This window comes from Exiguobacterium sp. 8A (assembly GCF_902506275.1).
GTDB classification, from domain to species: Bacteria; Bacillota; Bacilli; order Exiguobacteriales; family Exiguobacteriaceae; genus Exiguobacterium; species Exiguobacterium profundum.
Genome location: NZ_LR733645.1, coordinates 1 through 24,050, shown reverse-complemented (window position 1 = coordinate 24,050; position 24,050 = coordinate 1). Strand labels below are relative to the sequence as shown.

The 24,050-nt window shown below is 40.9% G+C and carries 20 protein-coding genes and 1 pseudogene; 9 read left to right on the top strand and 12 right to left on the bottom strand.

Going from position 1 to position 24,050, the window contains the following annotated elements:
* Window positions 1-523: 523 nt before the first annotated feature.
* The 3 genes from GVY42_RS15335 to GVY42_RS15325 all read right to left on the bottom strand — a co-directional run bounded on the left by GVY42_RS15335 (window position 524) and on the right by GVY42_RS15325 (window position 2,526).
* A complete protein-coding gene (locus GVY42_RS15335) occupies window positions 524-916 on the bottom strand; it encodes a hypothetical protein (protein WP_159565605.1) in 393 nt (130 codons plus the stop codon).
* A 315-nt stretch (window positions 917-1,231) separates the two neighbouring features.
* The gene (locus tag GVY42_RS15330; RefSeq protein WP_159565603.1) at window positions 1,232-1,681 is read right to left on the bottom strand and encodes a hypothetical protein; all 450 of its coding nucleotides are present in this window, start codon (window positions 1,679-1,681) and stop codon (window positions 1,232-1,234) included.
* A gap of 515 nt (window positions 1,682-2,196) precedes the next feature.
* Complete coding sequence (locus GVY42_RS15325) at window positions 2,197-2,526, bottom strand: hypothetical protein (RefSeq protein WP_159563743.1); 330 nt, start codon at window positions 2,524-2,526, stop codon at window positions 2,197-2,199.
* Between the two features lie 1,616 nt (window positions 2,527-4,142).
* Here GVY42_RS15325 and GVY42_RS15320 point away from each other — a divergent pair.
* Entirely contained in the window at window positions 4,143-4,835 is a 693-nt protein-coding gene (locus GVY42_RS15320) for a CpsD/CapB family tyrosine-protein kinase (RefSeq protein ID WP_236549005.1), read from the top strand.
* Between the two features lie 1,053 nt (window positions 4,836-5,888).
* Here the strand turns inward: GVY42_RS15320 and GVY42_RS15315 are convergent.
* Window positions 5,889-6,143, bottom strand: a complete 255-nt coding sequence (locus GVY42_RS15315; protein WP_159563808.1) for a hypothetical protein — start codon at window positions 6,141-6,143, stop codon at window positions 5,889-5,891.
* A 156-nt stretch (window positions 6,144-6,299) separates the two neighbouring features.
* A complete protein-coding gene (locus GVY42_RS15310; RefSeq protein WP_159563809.1) occupies window positions 6,300-6,461 on the bottom strand; it encodes a hypothetical protein in 162 nt (53 codons plus the stop codon).
* A 625-nt stretch (window positions 6,462-7,086) separates the two neighbouring features.
* Between GVY42_RS15310 and GVY42_RS15305 the strand changes: the two genes are divergently transcribed.
* Window positions 7,087-8,523 carry a hypothetical protein gene (locus tag GVY42_RS15305; RefSeq protein ID WP_159563810.1) on the top strand — a complete coding sequence of 479 codons (1,437 nt, stop codon included), beginning with the start codon at window positions 7,087-7,089 and terminating at the stop codon, window positions 8,521-8,523.
* A gap of 33 nt (window positions 8,524-8,556) precedes the next feature.
* Here the strand turns inward: GVY42_RS15305 and GVY42_RS15300 are convergent, their stop codons facing one another.
* On the bottom strand, window positions 8,557-8,820 hold the full coding sequence (locus GVY42_RS15300) for a hypothetical protein (RefSeq protein ID WP_159565601.1): 264 nt from the start codon (window positions 8,818-8,820) through the stop codon (window positions 8,557-8,559).
* A gap of 875 nt (window positions 8,821-9,695) precedes the next feature.
* On the opposite strand from GVY42_RS15300, the gene GVY42_RS15295 reads away from it, so the two are divergent.
* The 5 genes from GVY42_RS15295 (at window position 9,696) to GVY42_RS15275 (ending at window position 14,497) form a co-directional block, all read left to right on the top strand.
* Complete coding sequence (locus GVY42_RS15295; protein WP_159563795.1) at window positions 9,696-10,760, top strand: hypothetical protein; 1,065 nt, start codon at window positions 9,696-9,698, stop codon at window positions 10,758-10,760.
* Window positions 10,761-11,458: 698 nt separating this feature from the next.
* Complete coding sequence (locus GVY42_RS15290) at window positions 11,459-12,241, top strand: ParA family protein (protein ID WP_159565599.1); 783 nt, start codon at window positions 11,459-11,461, stop codon at window positions 12,239-12,241.
* Window positions 12,238-12,918 (top strand): hypothetical protein, encoded by a 681-nt coding sequence (locus tag GVY42_RS15285; protein ID WP_159563827.1) that lies wholly within the window; start codon window positions 12,238-12,240, stop codon window positions 12,916-12,918. The genes GVY42_RS15290 and GVY42_RS15285 overlap by 4 nt, the downstream gene beginning before the upstream one ends.
* Complete coding sequence (locus GVY42_RS15280) at window positions 12,915-13,691, top strand: ParA family protein (protein ID WP_159563826.1); 777 nt, start codon at window positions 12,915-12,917, stop codon at window positions 13,689-13,691. The genes GVY42_RS15285 and GVY42_RS15280 overlap by 4 nt, the downstream gene beginning before the upstream one ends.
* On the top strand, window positions 13,688-14,497 hold the full coding sequence (locus GVY42_RS15275; protein ID WP_159565597.1) for a hypothetical protein: 810 nt from the start codon (window positions 13,688-13,690) through the stop codon (window positions 14,495-14,497). The genes GVY42_RS15280 and GVY42_RS15275 overlap by 4 nt, the downstream gene beginning before the upstream one ends.
* A 559-nt stretch (window positions 14,498-15,056) precedes the next feature.
* Here the strand turns inward: GVY42_RS15275 and GVY42_RS15270 are convergent.
* Both GVY42_RS15270 and GVY42_RS15265 read right to left on the bottom strand, forming a co-directional pair.
* Window positions 15,057-15,287, bottom strand: a complete 231-nt coding sequence (locus GVY42_RS15270) for a hypothetical protein (RefSeq protein ID WP_159565595.1) — start codon at window positions 15,285-15,287, stop codon at window positions 15,057-15,059.
* Between the two features lie 33 nt (window positions 15,288-15,320).
* A complete protein-coding gene (locus GVY42_RS15265) occupies window positions 15,321-15,569 on the bottom strand; it encodes a hypothetical protein (RefSeq protein WP_159565592.1) in 249 nt (82 codons plus the stop codon).
* 1,596 nt (window positions 15,570-17,165) lie between these two features.
* Between GVY42_RS15265 and GVY42_RS15260 the strand changes: the two genes are divergently transcribed.
* Complete coding sequence (locus GVY42_RS15260; RefSeq protein WP_159565590.1) at window positions 17,166-17,855, top strand: EAL domain-containing protein; 690 nt, start codon at window positions 17,166-17,168, stop codon at window positions 17,853-17,855.
* Between the two features lie 319 nt (window positions 17,856-18,174).
* Here the strand turns inward: GVY42_RS15260 and GVY42_RS16805 are convergent, their stop codons facing one another.
* Both GVY42_RS16805 and GVY42_RS15250 read right to left on the bottom strand, forming a co-directional pair.
* Window positions 18,175-18,384, bottom strand: a complete 210-nt coding sequence (locus GVY42_RS16805) for an integrase core domain-containing protein (RefSeq protein ID WP_159563684.1) — start codon at window positions 18,382-18,384, stop codon at window positions 18,175-18,177.
* 1,103 nt (window positions 18,385-19,487) lie between these two features.
* A complete protein-coding gene (locus tag GVY42_RS15250; protein WP_159565588.1) occupies window positions 19,488-21,125 on the bottom strand; it encodes a hypothetical protein in 1,638 nt (545 codons plus the stop codon).
* Window positions 21,126-21,337: 212 nt separating this feature from the next.
* On the opposite strand from GVY42_RS15250, the pseudogene GVY42_RS16700 reads away from it, so the two are divergent.
* Window positions 21,338-21,558, top strand: a pseudogene (locus tag GVY42_RS16700) (zinc ribbon domain-containing protein); the annotation flags it as partial.
* Between the two features lie 951 nt (window positions 21,559-22,509).
* On the opposite strand, the gene GVY42_RS16800 reads toward GVY42_RS16700, so the two are convergent.
* Both GVY42_RS16800 and GVY42_RS15235 read right to left on the bottom strand, forming a co-directional pair.
* Complete coding sequence (locus tag GVY42_RS16800) at window positions 22,510-22,998, bottom strand: transposase (protein WP_371730312.1); 489 nt, start codon at window positions 22,996-22,998, stop codon at window positions 22,510-22,512.
* Between the two features lie 98 nt (window positions 22,999-23,096).
* Window positions 23,097-23,837, bottom strand: coding sequence for a transposase (locus tag GVY42_RS15235; RefSeq protein WP_159563818.1), 741 nt, complete (start codon window positions 23,835-23,837; stop codon window positions 23,097-23,099).
* Window positions 23,838-24,050 lie beyond the last annotated feature (213 nt).

Below are 24,050 nucleotides of genomic sequence, written 5' to 3'. Positions count from 1 at the left end.
GGTGTTCCTTTCCGGCGTGTCCGGAAAGGTTCCGAGGAGGCGTTAGCTGACCCGGGCGTCATGGACGCCCCCGACGCTCCGTGGCGTCGTGAAGAAAGGGTCAGGAACCTAGAGGGGCGGCGACGTGCACGAGCCAGCCCGTCTGGTTATCGACCCGTCAGACGCCAGCGGTGCGATGAGCGAGTCGGCGAGCGGGTGGAGACGTCGGAAGGCGACGACGAACCCGGTCGCATAGTCGGTCACGCATGAGCCCGGATTCTGTTTGTATTCTCTTAACACAGTAATGATCGTAAAAGGATGAAGAAAGAGAAAAGAAAGAATAATCATCTGATGAACAGAATGCGTACAGCAGTGGAAGGGTTCTTTTCGATGTCTTTTCCTTTCGGGCGATCGCCCGAAAGGTTCCGCCCGAAAGCCCCGCCACCTGCGGGGCGTCCAGATCAGAGGGACGGGGCAGGGCGACGACGCCCGCCCCGTCGCCTCCGAAAAAGGGAAGGGGAAAGGGTCTCCCCCTCCTTTCGTCTCACGGTCTTACGACGGTTCCGGTCTTGCGTTCCCGCGTCACCCGATGCGTGATGCGGATGGGCTTCAGCAGGTCGGCGAGCCGTTCGAGGTCGTTCCCATCGAGTGGCAACGTCTCGCCTTCCTCGTCGGTTTTGAAGACGAGCACGTTCCCGAACAGGAAGTCATATGCTTCGCCGTTCTCGTCCTCGAAGATGACGCTCGGCACGTTCTCAGGCGTGACGTGGAACAGGAACTCATCGTGTACCCAGAAATCGAAGCCGTGTTGATGGACGACGTCGAAGCGGTCGAAATAGCGAGCGAGCACCTTGCCCGGCGTCTCGAATACGGGGATACGCTGAGGGATGTTCCCCTCACTCAATAGGACGGTGTACTTTTCTTCTGTTTGTGACATGTGAATTCCTCCTCGGTTCTGTGATGCAGGAGGCGTCGGGGTGTTCCCCTCGCCGTCCTGTCGCAGGCACCGACGCACGCGTCGCGAGACCACGCAAGGGTGACCGCAGGGAAAACTCAAAAAAATGCGCAGAGCGCCAGAGAGTCGGCCCCCGAAGCCCAATAGCGAGAAGCCTCTGCTTCGAGCCGGGCGCGGAGGGGGACGGCACGGCGGCGCGTCATTTTTTTGATGGCCCTTGCGTGGACGAGCAGCGTGCTAGAGTGCGAAGACAGGACGGCCCCGGGAGCGGGGCCGTCCTCGTGTTTTGTTGGGCGGTCAGCGGAAGAAGTGTGCCCGAACGAATCCTCTATATCCGAAAATATCTTGTTCGGGCGTGTACTCGTTGTGATATAGCTCTTTTCCTTCGGTGTAGTGCGCCTCACCAGCGAACTGAATCCCGTACTCGGCATAGCGGAGCACGAAGCGGAGACGTGGGAAGCGGACAGAGAGCGCCCCGATGACCGGGAGCGGTGGCGACCAGGCGGTCAGGAAGTCGAAAACGACCCTGTCGGCATATCGGTCGGTGAAATCGACGTCCGTCGGCTCCCACTTTGTCCCCCATGTCTCGTAGGCGACGAAATTGTCATGTCCGTCGCATGGGAGCGGGACAATGCGGGCGAAAGAGAACGGGCTTCTCTCGTCGCCGACCTCCTCCAGGAACGTCTCGATTTCCCCCTCGTCCTCGAACCCCATGACGTGAAGCGTGTTGTTGCACCAGTTTGGCATATGAAATCCTCCTTTTCCGATGCCGGGGCTTCCTCGGCTATCGGTCTCGTATGATAGATATACAGGAAGAAGGCGTATCGCTTCCCGTCCTGTCGAAGACACCGACGCACGCGTCGCGAGACCACGCAAGGGTGACCACCGGGAAAATTCAAAAAAATGCGCAGAGCGCCAGAGGTCTGGCCCCCGAAGCCCAATAGCGAGAAGCCTCTGCTTCGAGCCGGGCGCGGAGGGGGACGGCATGATGGCGCGTCATTTTTTTGCGGCCCTTGCGTGGACGAGTAGCGTGCTAGAGTGCGAAGACAGGACGGGCATCTGAGATCAGGAGAATCGGTTGGCCAAATCTCGGAACCGGAGGGGAGCGGGCGGATCAGGATGGAGGAGCGGACGAAAACGCGTCCCCTCAGTTGCATCGGGACGGGTGGTAGCCCGTCGGATGCGTTGTCGATGCAACTGAGCGGGCAAGATGGACGACAAAAAAGCCCCTCGCACGAATGGCGAGGGACCGGATGAGGCATTTAGAGGGAATCCAGATCGAGCTTCGGCTCATCTGTTTCTTTTCGTGTTGGACGTGCTGTTGAGGTCCGTTTCATGTCCTTCTCTTTGGTGACTGGCTGATCTGTTTTGCTTTTCGTTCGCTGTTCAGTCGATTGAAGGAACTTGGCCACTTCGAGCGGTTGAGAAAAGTCCAGGTCTCCCGCGAGCTCGTTCATCAGCAAAATCATCTGTGCATAGGCACGGACGCTCCCCTTGTGTTTTTGGTGGAAGTGTTGTAATGCCTCATATTCGACGTCGTTCAGTGAGCTAAGGCGCAGGGATAGGGCGGTTTTACGTTTTTTATCACTCAACGATAACACCTTCTTCGATCCGTTGTGCCTCCAATTGTTTCGCAAGGATGTATAGCCCTTTCAGGTTCAAGATCACACTATCTCTTGACCTTGAACGTGTGTCGTGAATATTCCATCTGATAAAGGTGTCAACGCCAGAGAACTGCGCGTTTTGGGCTATATCGGGTCCATTTCTCTTTGCTGACAGCATAAAAAAGACCCACAAGGGGTGTAAGCGGTTGTATGGTGTGTCCGCCAAGATCTGACCAATCGCATCCTGGTCCCTTTATTATAGTATTTCTTTGACTGTTCTGATTCCATACCAACCAAAGAAACGCCCTTTTGGTCGTACGGGAAACAGGAAAACCCGTACATAATTAATTATATATAAATCTACGATTGCACGGGGTGTAAGATTTGACGAAGCAATGGCGATATATTCGTGCACCCTCACCTCTCTGATTGGCACAAAAATCAAATGGAATCCTAGAGACCACTTGGGTTTTAGTTTCTAAGACATGAACACTCTTATCTTATCGCATGAGCATGTCGTCGTATAAACGAATAGGCAACAGTATACCTGTAGTTTTTGAAAAGACGAACGAAAGCCACCCCAGTCCAAGAGGTGACTTTCGTCCTACCATCCTAAGTTTGTACACCATCTGGCGGAGTGTTGGAAGCCGACATCCCAAAAAGAACCCATCAGAAGAAAAATTTTAGGAATCAACTTCCAACTATCAAATATTATATCCTCTAAGAAGATTTCGGCGGTTTCAAAACAAGGATGCTTACACATCAGTTTTTGAACATTCGTATGTCATTTCCAAAACAACTCGAGACAATAGTTGTCGAAATAAATGAAAGTTTTTGTCGAAAATGAAGACATCAAGAAAATCACCTTCTAACCGTAACATGTTTGACAAAAACAGATCAAAGTTACTTGGAACAAGGTGAAAGTTCTGGCGTCGACCGTTTCAAAATCGGAACGCCACCTCGCATTTTTTGAAAATCAGAGGATCCAATCTTGGACACCTTTTATGAAAACGAGTAAATGTCCAAAATCGATAGCAAGATCACTCAGAATGCGACATGTGAACGCCTCGAGTCGTTGGCGGAAGGAACACCCTATTAATGAATAATAGACCTTTTCGTGTCACTAAAACGAGATGAAATTGGATAACTAATCACAAAAGTTGTGACACGAAACCGACAAACAGGATACAAGCATTCTGTTTGTCGCACGCGTCTTCGACGAAAAAAGTCGAGTTAACGGCAGCCAGCCTGTAAACCTAGAAGGGACATGGAGGGAATTTTTTGATATCATGCTTAAAACTTACGTTATAGACTCTCCTTTGTATTCAAGTAGGTGTTCCCTTAGATGAGAGCACTGACAAACTATCCATGAAATCACAAGTTATGTATACGAAGTTTGTAAGTTCTATGCTGTACCTATATATGCGTAGAATACACGTTTCTTCGATTATATATAAAAGTACTTTGACCATACGCTCTTCAGTTACTATTTATGATAAGTTTTTCCTTTTAATTTTAATAGGAGAGGGGAACAAGAGAGTACTGTAAAAGTTCTATGACACCGTATCAAAATCTTATGATAATAGAAAGAGGGGAACTAACGCATGATCTTCCAAAAAAAATATGCAGATGATATTAAACAGTATGGACGTAGTCTCGTCACGTTGTCGAATCCAAGTTCTGAAATATCCGAGGGTTACCGAACGATTCGAACAAATTTAGAGTTTTTGTCTATTAGTTATAAACTTCAGATGATTACGATCACGTCTGCAACTGCCGGTGAGGGCAAGTCAACAACCGCCACGAATCTCAGTATTGCCTATGCGCAACTCGGGAAAAAAGTGATTTTGGTGGACTGTAATATGCGACGTCCGGTTATTCATCAGGTTTTTCGATTTAAGGAATGTAAGGGTTTATCGGATATCCTAGTGGGAGGGGTATCACTTGATGATGCGCTTCAAGAAACAGGAATTCCAGGTCTGACGCTACTGACAGTTGGAACTATCCCTCCGAATCCCACAGAATTACTTGCATCTTCAAAGACAAAGGAGTTGTTTAGTGATTTGCGAAACCGCTTCGAAGTTATAATTATCGACTCACCATCGATGATGCAAGTTCCTGACACGCGTCTATTGGCAGGTATTTCTGATGGGATGCTTCTCGTAATTGATAGTGAAGCATCGAATCGACATCTTGTCTTAAGGGCGAAAGAAGAGCTTGAACGTACTGGGGCACAATTGTTGGGGATAATTTTGAACAAACGGTCTACTAGAAATACCTTCTCTTATTATTCATAAACTAAAGAGGAATGAGCGTCGATCAAGAGAAAAGACATCTTATGCTGGAACCTGATATTGTCATGAAGATATAGTTTACTCGTCGGCTCTGCTTGTGTCGACGTTTCCTAGCGGCATCACGATATATCTTGTCAACTGGGGCAAACGTCGTCTTATACGTCGCGCGTCGGAGCCACATGAACCAGTCCCCTCATTATTTGTTCGTTTTCGCGCCAAAGTCGTGTTTAGAAATCCTTTCGTCAATTGGCGAGCCGCAGTAATAATTGCGCCAGCAGGGCGGTCTCCTGTCGAATCAGGCTAGCGAGACGCTCATCGTTGCACCGGCGTTATGGAAGTCTTGCGTGTAGTTCAGCTCGAATCCCACTTACCGGCGTTCATTCGACACGTTGTTGAGCCAGCTCTGAATCATCACACACTCTATGCGTATGGCATTGTAGCCCTTCGCATAGAGTGTGTGATGATTCGTGACCTGCTTCTCCCTATGCTTCCTTTTCAAGTGATAATCCTTCGTCTCCGAGAGCTTCGGGATCGGAAAATGTCAGAAATTTAGGCATTGGAAAGGCCCTCCCGCATCTTGGCGGAAGGGCTATACCTTCTTCTTTTATTAGATTGATCAACATTAACAAGGTAATTCGTTCGAATCATTTCTTCTAAGAATGCAGGCGGACGTAGAACTTGGTTTACGCCTTTCGTTCTTGTAGCCGCGTTGCTCGGGCTTCGTTGACCGGACGAACGGTGAAGCGTACGACTTCGACTAGGACGATGGCAGGGTGATCGATAATCTTGTAGCTCTGTTCCTTGAAGTCAATTGCATTCCCGGGACGATAGCATCCGAGTAATCGTTCCTGCCCTGCTCATTGGTCTGTATGCTTGATAAGCCGAGAAAGTATCGACAAAAAGCTGGATGGTGTAACGCATGACGCCTCGGATTGACCGATAGTTGAACTAAATCTTTTCGGTGCCGATTATAAGGGACGGTATGCACTAAACGTCGAGGATGTCATCAATCCGTCGTGGGATCTGAAACACTGTACGATGGACGCAAACGTGGGGTCATCTCGCCTCGTCCCACAGGTCGGCGTCGATTTGGTCGCACAGTTCGATGAACTTCATCGTCCAGATGTTTACAGGTACGTGAATCGGCATCTTTGACGCTGAAACCTCACAGCACAGGCCTCTCGGGCCGACCGAATAACGGAACTCGACCGGATCGCTCCCAGGGACCACGACCATAATTGTGGCCACAGTACCCGGCTTCGCCTCGAGCTCTTGATACAGCTTGCGACTTCTCACATATTCCTCATCCATCCACACTCACTCCTTCTTTTTTGCGGTTTTTGTGTCGACGAGCGATGCTCGAACAACATACCAGTTCTCGTCCGTTTCGATTAGCGTATACGTGATGAGTCTGAGCATCGCTTGCCCTCTCCCAATCATATCGTCACATTAACATTTTCAGAGCTGTCACTTCCAGTAGGGGACACGCTCATTTGAATCAAGCGCTCGTGTTGTGTGTGCCAAAGCGTCGATTTCTGCTCCATAAAACGCATGATAGTTGTTCGGAGACAGGTACAGCAAAACATTCCCGGTTAACTGTTCGTGCTTACTATTTTCTTTCCACGTCATACACACTTCCCCTTCGCCCGATGTGTTCGCGATGTGCAGTCCTTCCCTTCTGATAGAGCACGTTCATTTGTTTGACCTCATATGTGTCTCGAACATGATAGGGGCTGGGCGTTCGGAAGACAAGAATCCAAAAGCACAACTTTTTCTATACCAAAATCGAATGTATTGTTTAGCTTCTTTTGTGTCTCCTCGCCAAACGTGAAATGAATCAAACAATCCGCCCCCGTTCATTGATGAAAACACTGAACGATTGCCTCCTATTCCGTCCGTGTGTTCAATAACTTGGCAACAGAGTTTGCTAAATTCACATACCAATACATACTTCTTCAATGTCGACGACTACGGTGGATGAACACATTCGATTGCTGTTTTTTCTTTGAATGGTCTCGTTCTCCCTCCAGATTCATTGGATTCCCTGCTTTTTCGAATCACGTCCATCCGCTCCTAAGCAGACAAATGTTATTCATGATGTCGCCTATCTCGCTACACGGTGTCAAACTTCTACAAATCAAAGTGTGCGCCGGCGCACACTTTGATTTACGGTAAGTGAAATAATAATATCATAATCGTTCTATGGTATAGTATGATTATGATATTATTTTAAATAGAATGAGGTGAGTCTCACATGGAAACCTATTCGGCCTCAAATAACCGTTTGAAAGAAGTCATTGTCTCTCAAACAGTTTCAGCTATTCGAAAGAATCGAATGGAAGATTTTCTTCGAAATGCATCTGTTCACAACTTAACTGATTTTGTAGCGACACTTTATCAAAACTACTATCAATTCAAAAATATGGACTCTTCATACAAGAAAATACGTTATCACTCCTTCAACAAATTAAAGCGCCGATGGACTAATGCTGCAGTTCGAAATTACCGAGAAAATAGAGGTCCTAAAAAAGAACTCCGTGCACAGTTTGATATGATAACCACCTATTACAATTTAGTCGGGCAAGAAGGCCTTCTCAAAGAGTTTCACGTGAAAACAGTCGAGGAGTACATGCAACTTTGCATTAATGAATTAGAGGAATGGGCGCAGAATCCAAATCTTCTAATTCATACATATCCTTATTGGTCTCAAAAAACAGATAATCAAAAGAAAAAATCACTCAAAACGGATGTACTTATGCTTCTTTGGGAAATAGCTAATAATGTTAATATTAATCAACCCATCGCTTATCATTCACCGACCATTGCAGTTGATACGCCTTTTTTTGGTATATCAGATCGAATGAAGAACCAAACTAACTTATTAGACGAAAAATTGGGTGAAACCTCTAGGTTGAATTTGGAGTTACGAAATTACGACACCATCATCCCTAAATATAAAAAAGGACTTCCAGATCATCTTTCCGTCCTTGTTAGTAAAGAGTTTATTCAAGAACTAGATGGAAAAGTACCGGATCTAGACTCTAAAGACTTTGAGGCTTTCACTGAGATTCTATCGTATCGAGATATGAGCTTCCAAACTAGTCGCCAAATTATCTTTCCGCTTTCACAACTCGTCAACAAGCTATATGCGAACAATAGTGGGAAGAGTTATGATTTGACAACACAACGTCTTATGAAGCTAGGTTACTATCGGATCGCAGGACACAATGAGGAGGGAGATTTTTTCATTCGTGGCTTATTCTCCTCCGTGACCATTAAAAATTCGACGACTCTCGCAGAGAGCCAAGTCATTGTCACATTGAGCGAAGAAATTTACGATGACTTATTAAAACAACAAATCGTCAGTATATACGGGAAACAGATCGAACAATTAAAAGGTAGCTTCGCCTACCATTTGGCATTTGTTCTTCAGAAAGAACGTATGAGTTCCATACAGGCTGGCGAGCAGCAACCCATCCGACGGCATTGGCGTCAATTTACCTATTCAATTCGCTTTAACAAGGTCAGGAAAGCAGATAATTTGAAAGAACTTGAGGTAAATTTGGATAGAATAAAGAAACACGATTTCATATTAAAAGACTGGTACCGCTCTGGCGATTATTACTTCTTTCATTTTTATCCGCTTGAATCATGGGAGTTACCTGAACATCCTACTACCTTTATTCTCTAATTGCAGCAAAGTCAATTCTGAATTTATAATCTTTTAGCCATAAATTTCAACTTGTTGAGAAAGAAAATAATTATAATTGTCCCCAGAATTGACACCCATTTCTCCTTTTCTGAAACCTAAATGAGTGAAAAAGCCGAATTCTGAAATGCCCCATAAAAGTTGAATTTCTCCCTCAACTTTTTTGGGGCATTTTTTTGTCAAATTTGCGTAGCCACTCAAAATTAACCCGACTGAGCGCGGTTCGATGAGTAACGATAGAATTTTAATGATGGAGAAAGCATACAGCGTAAACCGCATGGAAATCCTGCAAAGGACATTTCTTGAGAAATGCTTTCCTTAAGTACAAACTTTTCTTTTCTGGAATGGTTTTCAGATAACAATCCACATACGAACGGGAGAGGCACGTAAAATTAGTCGTCAAGCCAAAAGAAAGGCAAGATCAAAAAAAACGAGTAAAGCGCGAAACTTCGAGAGCAAATCACTTTCCTCGAGAATTAAAACGTTACATTAAAATCTGAGTTCAAGAATAGAAAGTAATTGACGAGATATGTTTCAAATTATATGTAAAGAAACATATTCAGTATGTTTCACATGAATCTTCACGGTGAAGATTTAAAATTTTATAGAAAGAGTAGATATTGGTAACAAAACACCGTACTGTAATTGCACTCCTTCGTTTTGGTAACAAAACACCGTACTGTAATTACATTTTATCGTTTTTGGCAACAAAACACCGTACTGTAATTACATTTTCGTCTGGTGGTACTTGATTCCTAATTTTATTTTAACAGTGCAGTTTTTATTTTTGGTAACAAAACACCGTACTGTAATTGCACTTTCTCGATTTTTTGCAACAAAATACCGTACTGTAATTGTACTCTTTCATTTTTGGTAACAAAACACCGTACTGTAATTGCACTATGTACTTTTTACATTTAAAAATTTCTACTCCTTTTGGAGAAAAAATAGCCATATGACGCGTTCGGGACAAATTTGGTAACAAAACACCGTACTGTAATTGCATATTTTTCCCCCTCTGAAATGGCTCAACATCAATGAATTTCGTTTTTATGCAACAAAATGCCGTACCAAAAACACACTTTGACACCATCTGAAAAGAACATAATACTAAAGTTAGAATATATAAGAATAGGAGAGGAGTAGTGAAAATTATGGAGATGAATCGACATATTTTGATTGCAAACAAGGTACTGATTGCGATGAGCGGATTAACACGTTGGACGAAACGTGCTAATTACTATCACTATGAGCAACATTTCTATAACATTCCAGCCTGTTTCACTGCATTTAGATGGACTAAATCTCGAATACGTCATATCCTCTCTATCCTCGCTTACGCTGATGATCAAGGGAATATTGAGTTCATCGAAGATCATATGGTCGCGGATCTTGCATGCACTTCTGTCCGTTCCTTGCATAACAACTTGAAGATGTTCGAAGAGAATGGTCTTATGACGGTCGTGCGTCACTTCCCGGGCGTAATCTCAATCCACTTGACAGATTACCTTGAAAACTATCGGGATCTGTTTGTAGACGGTACCTCAGTAGGTTCGAAGACCGGGTATACGTCTATTTGGCACGGTCTTTTGTCAGAACTGATTGCGCTCGATAACGTGAATACATTACGACTCGCGCTACGGACACTTGTTCAAGTTGAGAAAGACGTATACGTCCAATCAAACGAGCATGCGATTCTGACTTATGATGAAATCAAGGGTTTTCTGCCTAAATACTGCGGCCATAAGCTCGCCATCCAAAAGATGATGTCCGGTCTCCAGTTCCTTCAAGTCTCTCTTGTCGAAGATAGCAAGCGCTTTTTGAATATAGTCAAACAGAACGTTTCTCTTAAGAAACGGGTCCAAGACGTGACGCGACCACTCTTACTTGAAGTCCACCTATCCGCTGCACAAGATAGTAAGCAGATCAAAGAGAAAGAGCGCTCTGAAGTTCAACTCCTTTGGTTCGAATTGCGTAAGCGGGCAGGGGAGTTCTTCGACTTTGACGCACTCAAGGTCAGCCGCGATTCGCTTTTCTCGATAAGCGATACATTCGGGGCCGAAACATTCAAACAGGTCATCGAAGAGGTGAAGCAAGCATTCATTCATCACCGTGAGGATTTGGTGCACTCGAGCGCCCATAAGCTGTTCTTTGAAGAGCCGATTATCTACCTCCATCAACAACTAAAAGCGACTCAGGTAAAAATGGCTATCGCATGATGGTCTATTTGTCATGTTTTTTTTTGAAAAAGATATGAAAACGTCTTATTCTTGGAGGGATTTCTGTCTGATTAACACTCATTTTAAGTCACCACTGCACATCAAGTGTCCTATTTTTTTTTTAGGAAAAAAATCAAATTAATTAACTAAAGAATCAAGTTTTATACGAAGTAAATCATCTTTTTTTATTGAAATTCCAAATCATTTTTGAAAAAAAAAGAGTCATAGTGAAAGAAATGATACTCTTTTTGAAGTTTCTCTTTTTACTTATCCTGTCGGAAGGGTTGATATGACTAGCTTTAGAGACCGTCTTCTTTTTCTAATTCTATTAATCTTTATTTAACTCTCTATAATTTATTTATATTTTATTAATTCAGAAGAATACGGTTTTATATCTTCTTCTATTATTATTTAAGTAAGATACAGATGTATAACGCATTTTCACTATTAATCGATCTAAGAGTCCAACTTAGCTTTGTGACATCACCGTCATATAAAGTCATTAGTATTTCAAACGTTCACCGTATACATTTCGATGTCGAAATGTATACGGTGAACGTTTACAGGTGATTATACGTATACAAAAATAAAATTTGATTGTATACATTTTTAATCAAAATATATTGACGTCTTTACTGTTTTTATGTTGTAAGAAAAACGAGATTATGACATGATATGAGAGGGAAAGGGGAGAGAAGATGAACATACTCACGTTTTACATATCGAAAGGTGGATCAGGCAAAACGACCTGTTCATTGAATATGGCTTACACATTGGGCGAGCTGGGGCAACGAGTCCTGATTATTGATTTAGATCCTCAAGGCTCACTCAGTAAGCTGATGTTAAAAGAATCCGACACAATCAAGTACATGACAATGTTTGATGTGCATACACGTAATCTCGATATCAAAGAAGTCTTGTTTGACGACGAAACGTATCATGTGAGTCTCCTCCCTTCGAATGAACGAAATGCCCGGTTGATCAATCTGATCTCAGAACAAGATAAGCTCTTTCTATTAAAAGATATGATTGCACCACTAGAGGATGAGTTTGATTGGATCATCTTAGATTCGGTCCCGTCAATCAACGAACTTTCAAAAATCGTACTTTCGACTTCAAATATGACAGTCATCCCGTTCATGCCTAAAAAACTCGTTTTCGATCAGCTTGCGAGTACAATTCGAACTGTGCAAAAAGTGAAAAAGTTCTATAATTCAGATCTCGTTATTACAGGCATTCTACCTGTCGCCATGGATGCTTCTTTAAAAGCAGATAAAGAGTACTATGAAGCAATGAAAGCAATCGCAAAGGAGGAAGGATTAGAGATTCTTCCGATAATCAAGCGATCTACCTTCATTGAGAAAGCTGCCGAAAGTGGAAAGAGTGTCATCCAATACCGCTCCAAGGAATCGAAGATGCTTGCTGAACCATTTCAACTATTGGCCAAACAAGTCGTCGAACAAGCAGGTGAATTATCATGAAAGCACGTAATCGAAACATTCATAAAATCAAACCAAGTAAACAGCATCCTTATCAGAGCGGACTAACGAATATAAGCTCACTCGTCCAAAAACTTCCGGTATCAAAAGACGTGGAGGACCTCGTTCATGAGATCAATGAGCTCTCAAGAGTTCAAACGATTTCTGTATTTGAAATCGGGAAACGTCTCGTCATCGCTCGTTCCGAGATGCATGACAAAAAAGAATGGATCGGGTTCCTTGAAGCTGTATCGATGTCGAGTTCTCTTGCATCCCGGTATATCAAAGCCTATGAGACGTTACATCGACTTGAAGCATCACTTGCGAGCCTACCGGCTTCTAAACTGTTTGAACTGATGTATCTCGACAATGTCGAGGAAGTCGTTGAACAAGGACTCTATATTGACGGAGAGTCGCGAAGCGTTGACGAGTTGACAGTCAAACAGATACGCGAGGCCCGTAAAAGCCGTGAAGCCGTACAACAGGTCAAAGTCAGCCCGTTTCAGAAAACAAAGAGACTATCTGCCGTTCTTTCAGCACGAATCCCGTCCGACCTGTCCAATCAATTTCAACAGTATGCGCATGCTCAGAATAGGAGTGTGAGTGAGCTACTGACGGAAATCATTGAGCGGACCGTAAACGACAACATCATTTACGAGAAGCGAGGAGACGAATCATGAAGAAAATCGCACTGTACAATCGAAAGGGTGGGGTCGGTAAATCGACGACGACCATCAATTTGGCTCATGCCTATGCACGTGACGGATTACGTGTCCTCGTCATCGATGCGGACGACCAGGCTTCTTCTACAAACGGATTAGGTCTAACTAACGACTATGAAGGAAAAGTATTATTAGATTGCTTACTGGAAGAGAATGACCCATTCTACACTCCAATCGAACAAGTCATTGTGACATGTCAGTATGAGATGGGGACTATTTATCTCATACCAACTAGACGCTCGGCTTCACCGACTGACCTGACAAGCCAAATCGGTTATGAGTATCGTCTCAGTGAAGAACTTGCTAAAATCGATGAGTTGTTTGATATTTGTCTAATCGACTGTCCAGGATCGACTTCAGCCCTCAACCCATATGCGCGCTGCGCACTAGTTGCCCAAGATCGGATTGTGATGCCTGTGCAGATGCAGAAATTCTCAATGGACGCGGTCTACTCTGTACCAGAAGAACTTGAAGAGATGAAACGCTTCAGAGAAGACATCCATATTGCAGCATTCATTCCGACGATGGTAAGCGCACGCTCGAAGGGTGATGTTACGACAGTTAAAGAACTCGGAGAATTTGGGAAAGAAGTCAGGATTCCAGTGTTAACGACAATCCCTTACGCAGTAAAAGTTCAAACACTACAACGAGATTCTCGACCCGTTATTGACCATAAGAGTCCAGCAACTAATGCCTATCTACAACTTGCTCAGGAGGTCCTATCGTTATGAGTCACAACCGAAAGAAACATACACCTAAAATTTCAACATTCAGTGCCAACCTTCCAGTGAATCAGAATCAGCAAACAACAGATAGCCGTATAGAACAAGTTGAAGCTGTGAAAGAGTTCTCTGTGACTACGATTGTATCGAATCCCTATCAATCTCTTCCAGCGACAGGATTGTCGCGTATTATTACAAAACAGTTGCCTGAGGATATGGATGATATTGTTCAATACTACAATCATATTGATGCTATTCAAGCGACTAGTTTTGTTGAAAAATGTCGTATACTTGCTCATGCAAACAACTTATTCCGTGACCCGGAAACAAAAAGAGAGTTCCAAAAAGAACAAGGAACCTGGAAAGATTTTCTGAACAAGATTGGAATGTCGCACGCCCAAGTCAATCGATTTGTTTCGTTTTGGAATATATTCGGACCAAACATTCTGGAGAAAACTATAGAGCAAAACTTCAGTGCGACAAAACTTGCAGAACTTTTATCTTGGCCAGAAAATCCAAAGTCAGCACTTCTAGAAAATAAGAAATATTCAACAGAAAATGGAAGTAAGACGGTGTATGAAATGACTCGAGAAGAACTTCGAGAGGTGAAGCGTCGATTAATCAGTAGAAATAATAAAGAAGTGCAAGTAATAAAAAAACAGAGTAAAGCAAAGAAATTAGAGATTTTTTTCTCTGATTTAATGGAACCTTTATATATAAACCTCCAAGAGATTGCAGCTAAAAAAAAAATGAAGGAAGAACAAATTATTATGGAAGCTTTGCAAGACTATTTAAAGAAATACGAAATAGATTGATATATTTTGTATTTCTTCTATAAACTATGATTAAATTTTCATTTTAGATGTCAATGAGTAAATTTCTAATCGAATGTTTATAGGTATATATATTAGTGATGAATTATAAAATTAAGTGCACGACTTTAGCGGGAATACAAAAAATATGGCACTTTCTTCTTGTAAAGTGAAGTCACAGTAGCACACATTCAGGCGGAGAAACAAACAACAGAAAGCGTGAACATCGAGAGCGATTTGGAACTCAATCATCTCGCAGAAAAACAAAAAGATCCCGTTTATGAAACAGGATAGATATAAAGGGCTATGAGAAGGAAAGAGCTAACTGCAGCACCGGACAATCTGAACTCCCTGGTCTTCGGAGCAGAATAACAGCCTCCACATAGATAAAATCGATGTGACCGTGCTTCACCAGAAGGGTAAACGTAAAAGCTCGTCGACTCGGAACAGAGAAATCGAATATGTGCGTTACGACGTTCAATTTGATAAATTATCGTTTACAAAAAAATAGAACTTTAGGTAGTGATTTAAGTTGTTGAGAGTCAATGTTAATTAAAACCGATTACAATTTTTTAACAATTACCATGCCCCAACGTTCATTATTGTCAGAAATTATTGTTCCTCCTACGCCGTAAACCCTGTAATATTTATCGTGTATTTTGAGTGAGCTTAAGTAATTGATGATGGGCGTGCCATCTAATCTATAATTACAGTTAGTAAATAATTCTTTTGCATTGATTTTGTCAATAATTTGTTTTCCTTCATAATCATATACTGTGATATACATATTCATGCTAATCATTTCTCCTTTGAAATAATCAAAAATCTAATCTATTGATTCATAAAAATTTATGTATGAGTGTTTTTTTAATCGAATCATCATCCATTTCTTATTATGCGAATCAAGAATGACTTTACTGGTCGATTCTATTTGACGATGCTTTCCTTCAATCAAAATTAATTCTCCAGCATAAAGTTTGTTTTCTGCACTTTTTCTTAAAGTAACTTCGTTAATTTCTATTTCTGAAATTATTAAAGTTCCATCATATTCGAATATTTTCAAAAATAAACTCATAATCGTTCTTTTCTCCCTTAGGTCTGTAACAATGCCTAGTATACTGCAATTTGTTAAAATAAAATTTCGAAAAATGAATGTACTACCGTTTATTTTTTGAAACTCTATTTTTTTCAGGATGGGATTAATATTTTGTTTCAAATAACCAAGAAAAAATTAATACAATCATTTCTTTCACTTGGTACTTTAAATTATTGAGATAATATAAGACTGAACTTCTCCTTAATTAAGTTGGATATAACAATGTGAATTTCATAGGAAGTTTTTTGCTAAGATTAAAAGTGAGAAAAATCATGGAGAAGCACAGAGGTCAAAGAAAATCTCAAATCGATACGTGAATAGCATCAACCAACTTCTATGGGTTCGACTAGACGTTTTTGAACAATATATCTACCAACAAAGTCTTAACGCTACGAGTGAGGATGACACGAAAAAAAACGATGATTTTTTATCTGAAGATGTAAAATAAAATCTTAAATAAGGCATTAAAATTGAGAGAGAGTTGAAAGAACCCTTTCGCAGCATGGTGAGATTAAAAAAAATGTATGATCACGACTAGCTTGAAGGTGTTAGGTGTGCGAAGTTCAACTTATTATTGTTGATATACGAAGGGGTGAACACCTCTAAAGCTAGAAGAGATATTCATTTGCTGATAGTCGATTGAAATATTGTCTAGAGAATCATGAGATAGTAACATCTCTAGTACCGAATTAAACTACACAATTTCTAAAAGATGCTCTCATCAAAAATACGTTAAAGATAGTGTTAGAGAATCAGGGATATCCCGAAAGGGGAACGACAACGTAGTGGTAAAATTGTGAAGTCATTACGTCAAATTAAAATCACTTTGAGCTCAGGAGGTCTACAAACGGGTAACAACTTACTTAATTTACAGCAGTGGAAAAACAGATTTGAGAAAAATTAAAATGTCTGCTCTCATTAAAGGGAGATGTACAAGAATCGTGAGAAAGATATTTCATATCGCTGGATTAGTCTACTCCTGTCTCTACTTTCTTTCATAATAGAGAATAGTTTTGGTACAATTATAGCTATTTCATAACTGTTCAATCTCATATAATAAGACAAATGATTGATGGGGAGAGGCCAAAAAACATGTTGAGTATGATTTAGTATGTATTAAGTAAGATAGCTGAGAATGAATGCCTAATCATGGAGCGTTCTATATCTTCTAATGTTCTTCGTTAATTTATAATAAGTTTTCGCTGGGACGACTTGAATCCTTTCAAATTATAGTTCAAGCCGTCTAACTGTTTCTTAACACTTTTCAATTTGTATTGACAGTTTATCTTCTTTTTAGAACACTGCAATGGGATGGCATCATCAATATTGATGAGAATTGCTATATTATTTCTTGTTTGACTAGAAATTCTGAATTTTAATTTATTATGTTTTCCTCCTCACGAACAATTAATTTAGAGAGGCTGTAAATTAATTGAGGTTAAAGAAACTTAATAGCTCTGACCGCAATAGTTTTCCTTTTTTCAAAAAAAGTATGTAACTTGATTCGTTTTTGGAGATTGATAACTTTAAATTAATTTATATTAATTTAAAGTTATCAATCAGGAGGTTACAAGTTTGTGTGGATATCCTTTATCTGAAATATCAACATATGTCCAGACACAGTATGATTCTCTAATGCACACGATGTGTGGTGCCGAATTATTAATTCGATCAAACAAATTAGAAAATAAATTGAGTCCTATAGAAATTATTAAAGAAATGACGCAAGAAGAACTGGATACATTGACATTCTTATTGGTAGAAAAGTCGTTAGAATTTTCTATTAATCAAGGAGTTCCTTGTTCAATTAATGTTGATATGAATACTTTGATGAATTCTTCTTTTATATTTAAAGTAATGAACTTGGCGAATCGATTCAACCTATCATTTATTACTTTTGAGATAACTGAACAACACTTTCCAAAATATAAATCATGGAGTAAATTAAGAGAGTCTATGAAGAAACTGAAATCAGTAGGTATTAAATTTTCTTTAGACGATTTCGGAACTGATCATTCACATTTTTTAAGGTTGTTCTATCTACCATTCGATGAAGTGAAAATTTCGCGTGAGTTGTTTAATTATTATATTTCACATGAAAAAAATGAATTAGATCAAATTATTCAACTGTTTTTAAGTTTAGACTACAAAATCGTGGTAGAAGGTATTGAAACTGAAGCACATATGAGCTTTATGAAAAAATATCCTGAAGTTGTATTACAAGGTTACTTCTTTGCTAAACCAGCGCCATTATCAACTTTCTAAAAATAATTTAACTTCTCAATTATGTAAGTCGAGAAATTATTTGGGATAACCTCAAACGACAATTTAAATTTCCGAATTAAGATAGTAGTTGAGCATTTTGGTGTGGTCATCGAATAGGATTTATCAGAGGTGTACCGAAATTTTATATCACCTGAATTGTATATATTTAAAAACTCGACGTCAGAATGATGGATACTTGTAAAAAGTGTCTCATGAACTGAACTAAAAAAGTTAAACAATAAATTGTCAGACGACTAAAAACTCCCTGGGTCTAAACTGACCTAGTTATATGAGACATTAATAAAACACCTTGATTAGGCTACCTCATACCATATTTTATCGGTGTGAGGTAGCCTAATCTTTCTTTGATACGTTTTTCGTTGTAGTAAGGTAAGGAATTATTTATCCGCTCACGCATTTCATGGTCGCTTAACGAGTTGAATTTGACGTACTGGAAGTCCTCAGACTTCAAGCTCGAATGAAATGATTCGATCATCGCATTGTCCCAATAGTTACCTCTTCGAGACATACTACTCGTCAGATAGTTCCTCTTGACGAAATCTTGAGAGGCATACGAGGTATAGACATTTCCTTAGTTAGTCTGAATGAATGATGACCATTTGGGGTTGTTCCAGTTCTCTAATGTCTCCTTTAACGCATCGATGACGAGTGGTGTCTATTGATGCTTGTATAACTTATAGGCAACGATCTCATTGTTGAGGACGATAATCGTCGAGAGATATTTTCGTCGTGACAGTATACTTCCTCCTCAAGTGAGGTAGTTGACGTTCTCTCTTGACATTTTCACTAGCGGAATCAGGACCGATACCATCTCATCTCACCACTGCCTATTGACTTCACTTGAATATACATTTTTTACTCATACAAAAACACCCCCGAAGTGAACTCCCCCATAAAAGTTGGAAATAAAAATCCAACTTTTATGGGGCAGTTCATCATTCGCCTTTTTGGATGCTTCCGAATTGTTATCTTGAATCTATTCATTCAGATCAGGGAAGCAACTATATTCAATATTCATCAAACTAGCTAGCTTGAGCTGAATCCTGACAGGGCATCATCACATAAAGATACATAAGATAGGTGAAATGATTAAACAATTGAGTAATTGTTTTTTCGAACTAAGCCATTTGAAAAATTTATCTACATCGACATGAAACTTTCTATAAAAAGAAATTTTATGAGGTGTGAACTGAAAATAAATGAGGTATTGACGAAGTATACGACTAGACAGCTTCTCAGCTCTTCGGTTTAAGGGATGAAGCTGTCATTTGACAAGCGATGGTTTAGAGTACTGTGTCTAAATCTTCTAGATTGTCTATTTGCTTATTCAAACTTCCTACTCGCTCCGTTCTACAAAATGCACTTCTTTAAGAAATACGTAAGTACAAACAATTAGTATTGCTCTCAAAAAATGTCTTATTCTTGAGTCAGTTAGAAACGAAGTTTAAACTTTAAGGTTCGTTCTTCACCGGAGATAATTTATTCAAGTAAAGGTTTGCTAATTCAACTTTGATTTTTGATAGTAATTCACTTTATGTTCTGAGAAACTATCATATTTTAGCTTGGTCTTAATAAAACGATTTGTTCAGTAACTAGGGAAAGGGCAGTTCGTTATTGGTGGAATACAATGGATTCTATAGACTTTTTTCTACCGTGTTTCCCTTCCAAACCAATCGGAATTGCTGTGTATGATTTATTCAAAGGGATGTCGCCAACATAAATTTTAAAGTGACTATTTTTGACCGTCACTTTCCTAAATAAAGTGTTTTTCGGATACTCTATCGCGATGTAGAGGACACCCTGAGACACGCTACCATTAAGATATCCTTTTTCATCGGAGCTGAATTCAATGATTTTCCCTTTTTCCCATGTAATCGCTTTCTGCTCTACCGAATCGATATCTCCTTCTTTTTCCCCAAATGCTTCCAACTTGAAGGAACGCATATTTTCAGGAACTCGAATTCGAAACTCCTCATTTTTTATTTCACCATAAAAAACTGATGAGTCATCAGCAGTTAGTGTAATATTCTGAGTGTTCTCATTTACCCTTCCCTTTACATAATAAGAACCATAGTAATAGGGTTTCACATCGGTTATAGAGGGTCTGATGATTTGGCTGTACTCCGTTCCTTGTGTCCATATGTAAAGAACAGGTAATAATAGCAGTGGAATCAGAAAAGTTCTCCATGAAGAATAGTTTGGTTTAAAGCCTCGAAAAGCGTAGACGAGTAACATAGATCCGAATAAAGAAACAAAAAACATGAACATCAAGTAAAGATAAGACGTATAATTAATAACTTCTTGTCCATATCGTACTAAACTATACTGATCAATTTTGTTATATAACCGCAAAAATAGAAGATGAAAAAGGTATATATATAATCCGTAGTCTTTCACTAATCGTCCTGCATAGCTAAACTTTTCTTTTGAAGATTGATTATGTATATAAAGTAGTGAAAAAAGGCAAAATAGTAATAACCAAACTTTATTTGACTGTTCCGGTTTAAAATAGTTGAAATAGACGTAAATTAAAAGAGGGATTGTACTAATCCACAAGTACATATTACGAGGCTTAGTATTTATGCATCTAATAAAAATACCTAGAGCGATACAAATTAGAGGGAAAGTAATACCGCCTATAGGGATCAAGCGATTGATTTCTAATATAATTTGAAGAGGATAGATATATGTAAACGTAAATGAGATTGATCCTAGTAGAACAATTCCAATAATGCCACCGTTGATAAAAAAGACCAGCAAAATTAGTGATAGACTGTAGATTGCTGATGCAAGAAACCAAAGGTGGATGCTCCCGATAGTACCATTGAAAAATTTTTCTATTGTAATTTGATTGTTTATGAAATCGGCTAATGGATTGCCTCCTAAGTATAACTTATCTGTGTAAACAATAATATATTCTAATCCAATGTATAATATAGAGGTTAATATATAATATTTTATGTATTTTTTAAGAAGAATCCATGTAGACGAAATTAATATAGACCTGTTAAAAATATCGAGACCTTGACTAGTTGAAACCCCTCCTTTTTTATAAACACGATCCATTAGTAAGTATCCAATAAAAGAAAAGAAGAGGGGGACGGCAAGGTCGAAAACTCCCCGTATAATAGAAAAACTTTGGTAGATGTCGAGATGTTTTTCGTAGGGGACTGCAATGACATGAATTGCTACAACAAAAAGAATCATGAATACTCGGTAGGTATTTAATGTAGAATTGAATTTCATCATTAAATCGAACACCTTTCTTAAAAAATAACAAGAGAAGGTGAGAATTTTCCCTCCTCTAAGACTCTCGGGGCGCATCCTGACGTAGGGGGGATGAATCCCCCGTCTTGGCAAAATTGTATGTGTTTGACACAATCAGTCAAAAGGACTGATACATCAATGAAAATGGATACAAATAAGCATTCAGTCTTTCTTCAGAATTCCCACCTCGTCGCGGAGACATAAGTTGGTATGAGTTTGTTAGACAGTTAGGATACAAATGTAAGTTCTACGCACGGACGCTCATCAATGCGGATCAATGGTACGCATCTACGCAGATCTATTCTTCTTTTGGCAAGAAGAATAGATGGATGTCCTAGAATGGACCTGTACTTGTGACGTTCATCATGAACGAGATATCAACGCGAGCATCAACTTATTGATGTCGGTCGACTGACAATCCTTCAGGGTAGGAACTACCCGACGAGCTTGGTCAATAATCGTGGCTAATAAAAGTACGGTTTTCCTAAGAATCTACCCTTTCAATTTGCGAAGCGAACAAGTGACGAGTAGTTCACTTAAAGAATCGTTAAACTAAAAACCACTTCCATATAAATATAAGAAAAACGAAGAGTAAAAAGAAAAATAGTGTTCTTGATATAAAAAAACTATGCTTTTTTTTCATATGTATGGTCCGTTTGGAGAATTAAGTTTATAAGCACCTTCCAGAGATATGATTTTGAGAACTCTAATTATTAATTCTTTAATGACAAAGCTGATAGGGGGAGTATTGAACTGGCGCCTGTTATCAAGAAAAATAGAGTCGATAAATTTCATTATTTCTACCTCGCTGTAAAGTTTATTTTGATGAGTATATTTTTCTATAGCTTCATTATAACCATTTTTATAAGGACTAATATGTTCAAAAATGGTGTTGGATGAAGACTATTTTTGAGATTTTATTCTTTTAATAAGAATTATAGATTGTAGGTTTTGTAAACTTTCCCAGATGATATTTGTGTCTAATTTTGAGAGCATCTAAAAATCTCACGATGTTATGTTCAAAAGGTTCCTGAAAGTTAGACAGGGTTATTACATCATATGTGCACGAACAACCTCGATGTGTTTTGTAATACAAATGTTCACGAAAGTGTGAGGATAAGTGTAAATCTTTGTCAGTTAAGTTTTAGTAGTTTGGCTATACACACGTGATGAGGTAATTGCTTTCTGCGAAGTTTAATATGTGAGCATGATGGAAGCAATCGCTGAATGTTGGTGTTAGGTGAGCTTCGTTAAAATTACAATTCGCTGGCTGAATAAGGTTAAGTGTGATAACTAGGCTCTTTGGATTACACTAGTTTCACAAGAGTTCTACAGATTCTTTTGTGAGAGCATCTAGTTATGTTCATCATGCTCCTCTTGAGGCGAATGATTTCATTCGACAATTGAGATTTAGATTTTTAATAATACGATTAATCGAACACAGGCTGTTGACGAACCAAATCGCATATAGCGCTTTGGTTCGTCTTTTTTTATGTTCAACGAGCTTGAGGCGTTCTGCCCGACAAAAGATTGAAGAAATGTTATGTAGACGGTCCTTTCTGGCCAACAGGTTGGCCAGCTTCTTCATGTTTTGTGCGGTGGCTGCCACCAGATTGGCGTGTTGGACCTTCGCGGTCCCCCTGTAGAAGGTGAAACGGAGCCCGTGGAGCTCTTTCTCATCGGCGAACGAGCGCTCGACGGTCTGCGGCCGCAGTCGGTAGAGGGATTTCCCAGACGCGGACAGGCGGTTCTCATTCACCTGCTCGCGGTAATGTTCATCGACGTGGCGTGTGATGTCCCTTCGGTGCGTCCGGCCGGACGTGCACTTCTCGAGGAGAGGGCAGTTCTGACAGATGGAGGGGTGGAGGGGTCGGAGACGTAATGGTGATAGCCGTGGCGGTCCGTCGTCTGATAGGTGAGGCGCTGTCGCGCCGGACAGAGATACGCATCTCCCTAGGGGAGGTACGTGTACCGGGTCTTGCGGAACATCCCCTTCTTCTCACCGAAACGCCTCCGGGCGATGACCCCGAAGATGCCCCGTTCGACGAGCGCCTTCGCGATCCCGGTCGTGAAGTAGCCTGCATCGGGTGCGACCGCCTCGAGCGGGAAATGGAAACGTTCGAGGACATGGTCGAGCCGATTGAGATAGACGGTGCTGTCCGAGACGTTCCCGGGTGTGACGTGTACATCGACGATGAAATTGTGCTTGGCGTCGACCGTCCGATGCGCCAGCCAGAAAAAGCCTTCCGGCTTCTGGTCACGATACATGTATCCCGCATCCGGGTCGGTCCGGCTCACCTTGACGAGCCGGCGCTCCCTCTTCTCAGATGCCGGTTTCAGTTCTTTTTTCGCGTTCGCCCGGATGTGCGTGGAATCCGTGATCAGGATGCGCCCGGAGACGAGACCGTGAGATTCCGCCTGTCGGACGATTTCCTCGAAGATTTGTTGGAACACGTCGTTCCCCTGGAAGCGTCGGCGGTAGGCCTGGCTGATCGTCGAATGGTCGGGAACCTTCTCATCGATGCCGAGACCGAGGAACCAGCGATAGGCGAGGTTCGTCTGAACCTTCCTCACGGTCTGGCGCACGGAACGGATGTTGAACAGGGGTCCGAGTAAGACAGTCGTGACACGTTCGGCTTCCTTATCACTCATGGCCAACATAAAAGTGGATAACACGCGAACCGTACGGAGCATTCTCCATGTGTGAAAGAAATATAAAGTTGACCTTCGCCGAATTTAACAAAGTAAATATGTAAAAAGTGGATTGCATTCTAAAATTCTGAACTGAGCCCCGTAAAATGGACAGTTTAATAAAAAGTCCACGTTTTCTATGCTGCGATCAGATGGTCCCGATATTGTTCCGGGGTCATTTTTTTTAGATTTCATTGACCGCGTTCGCAGTTGTAA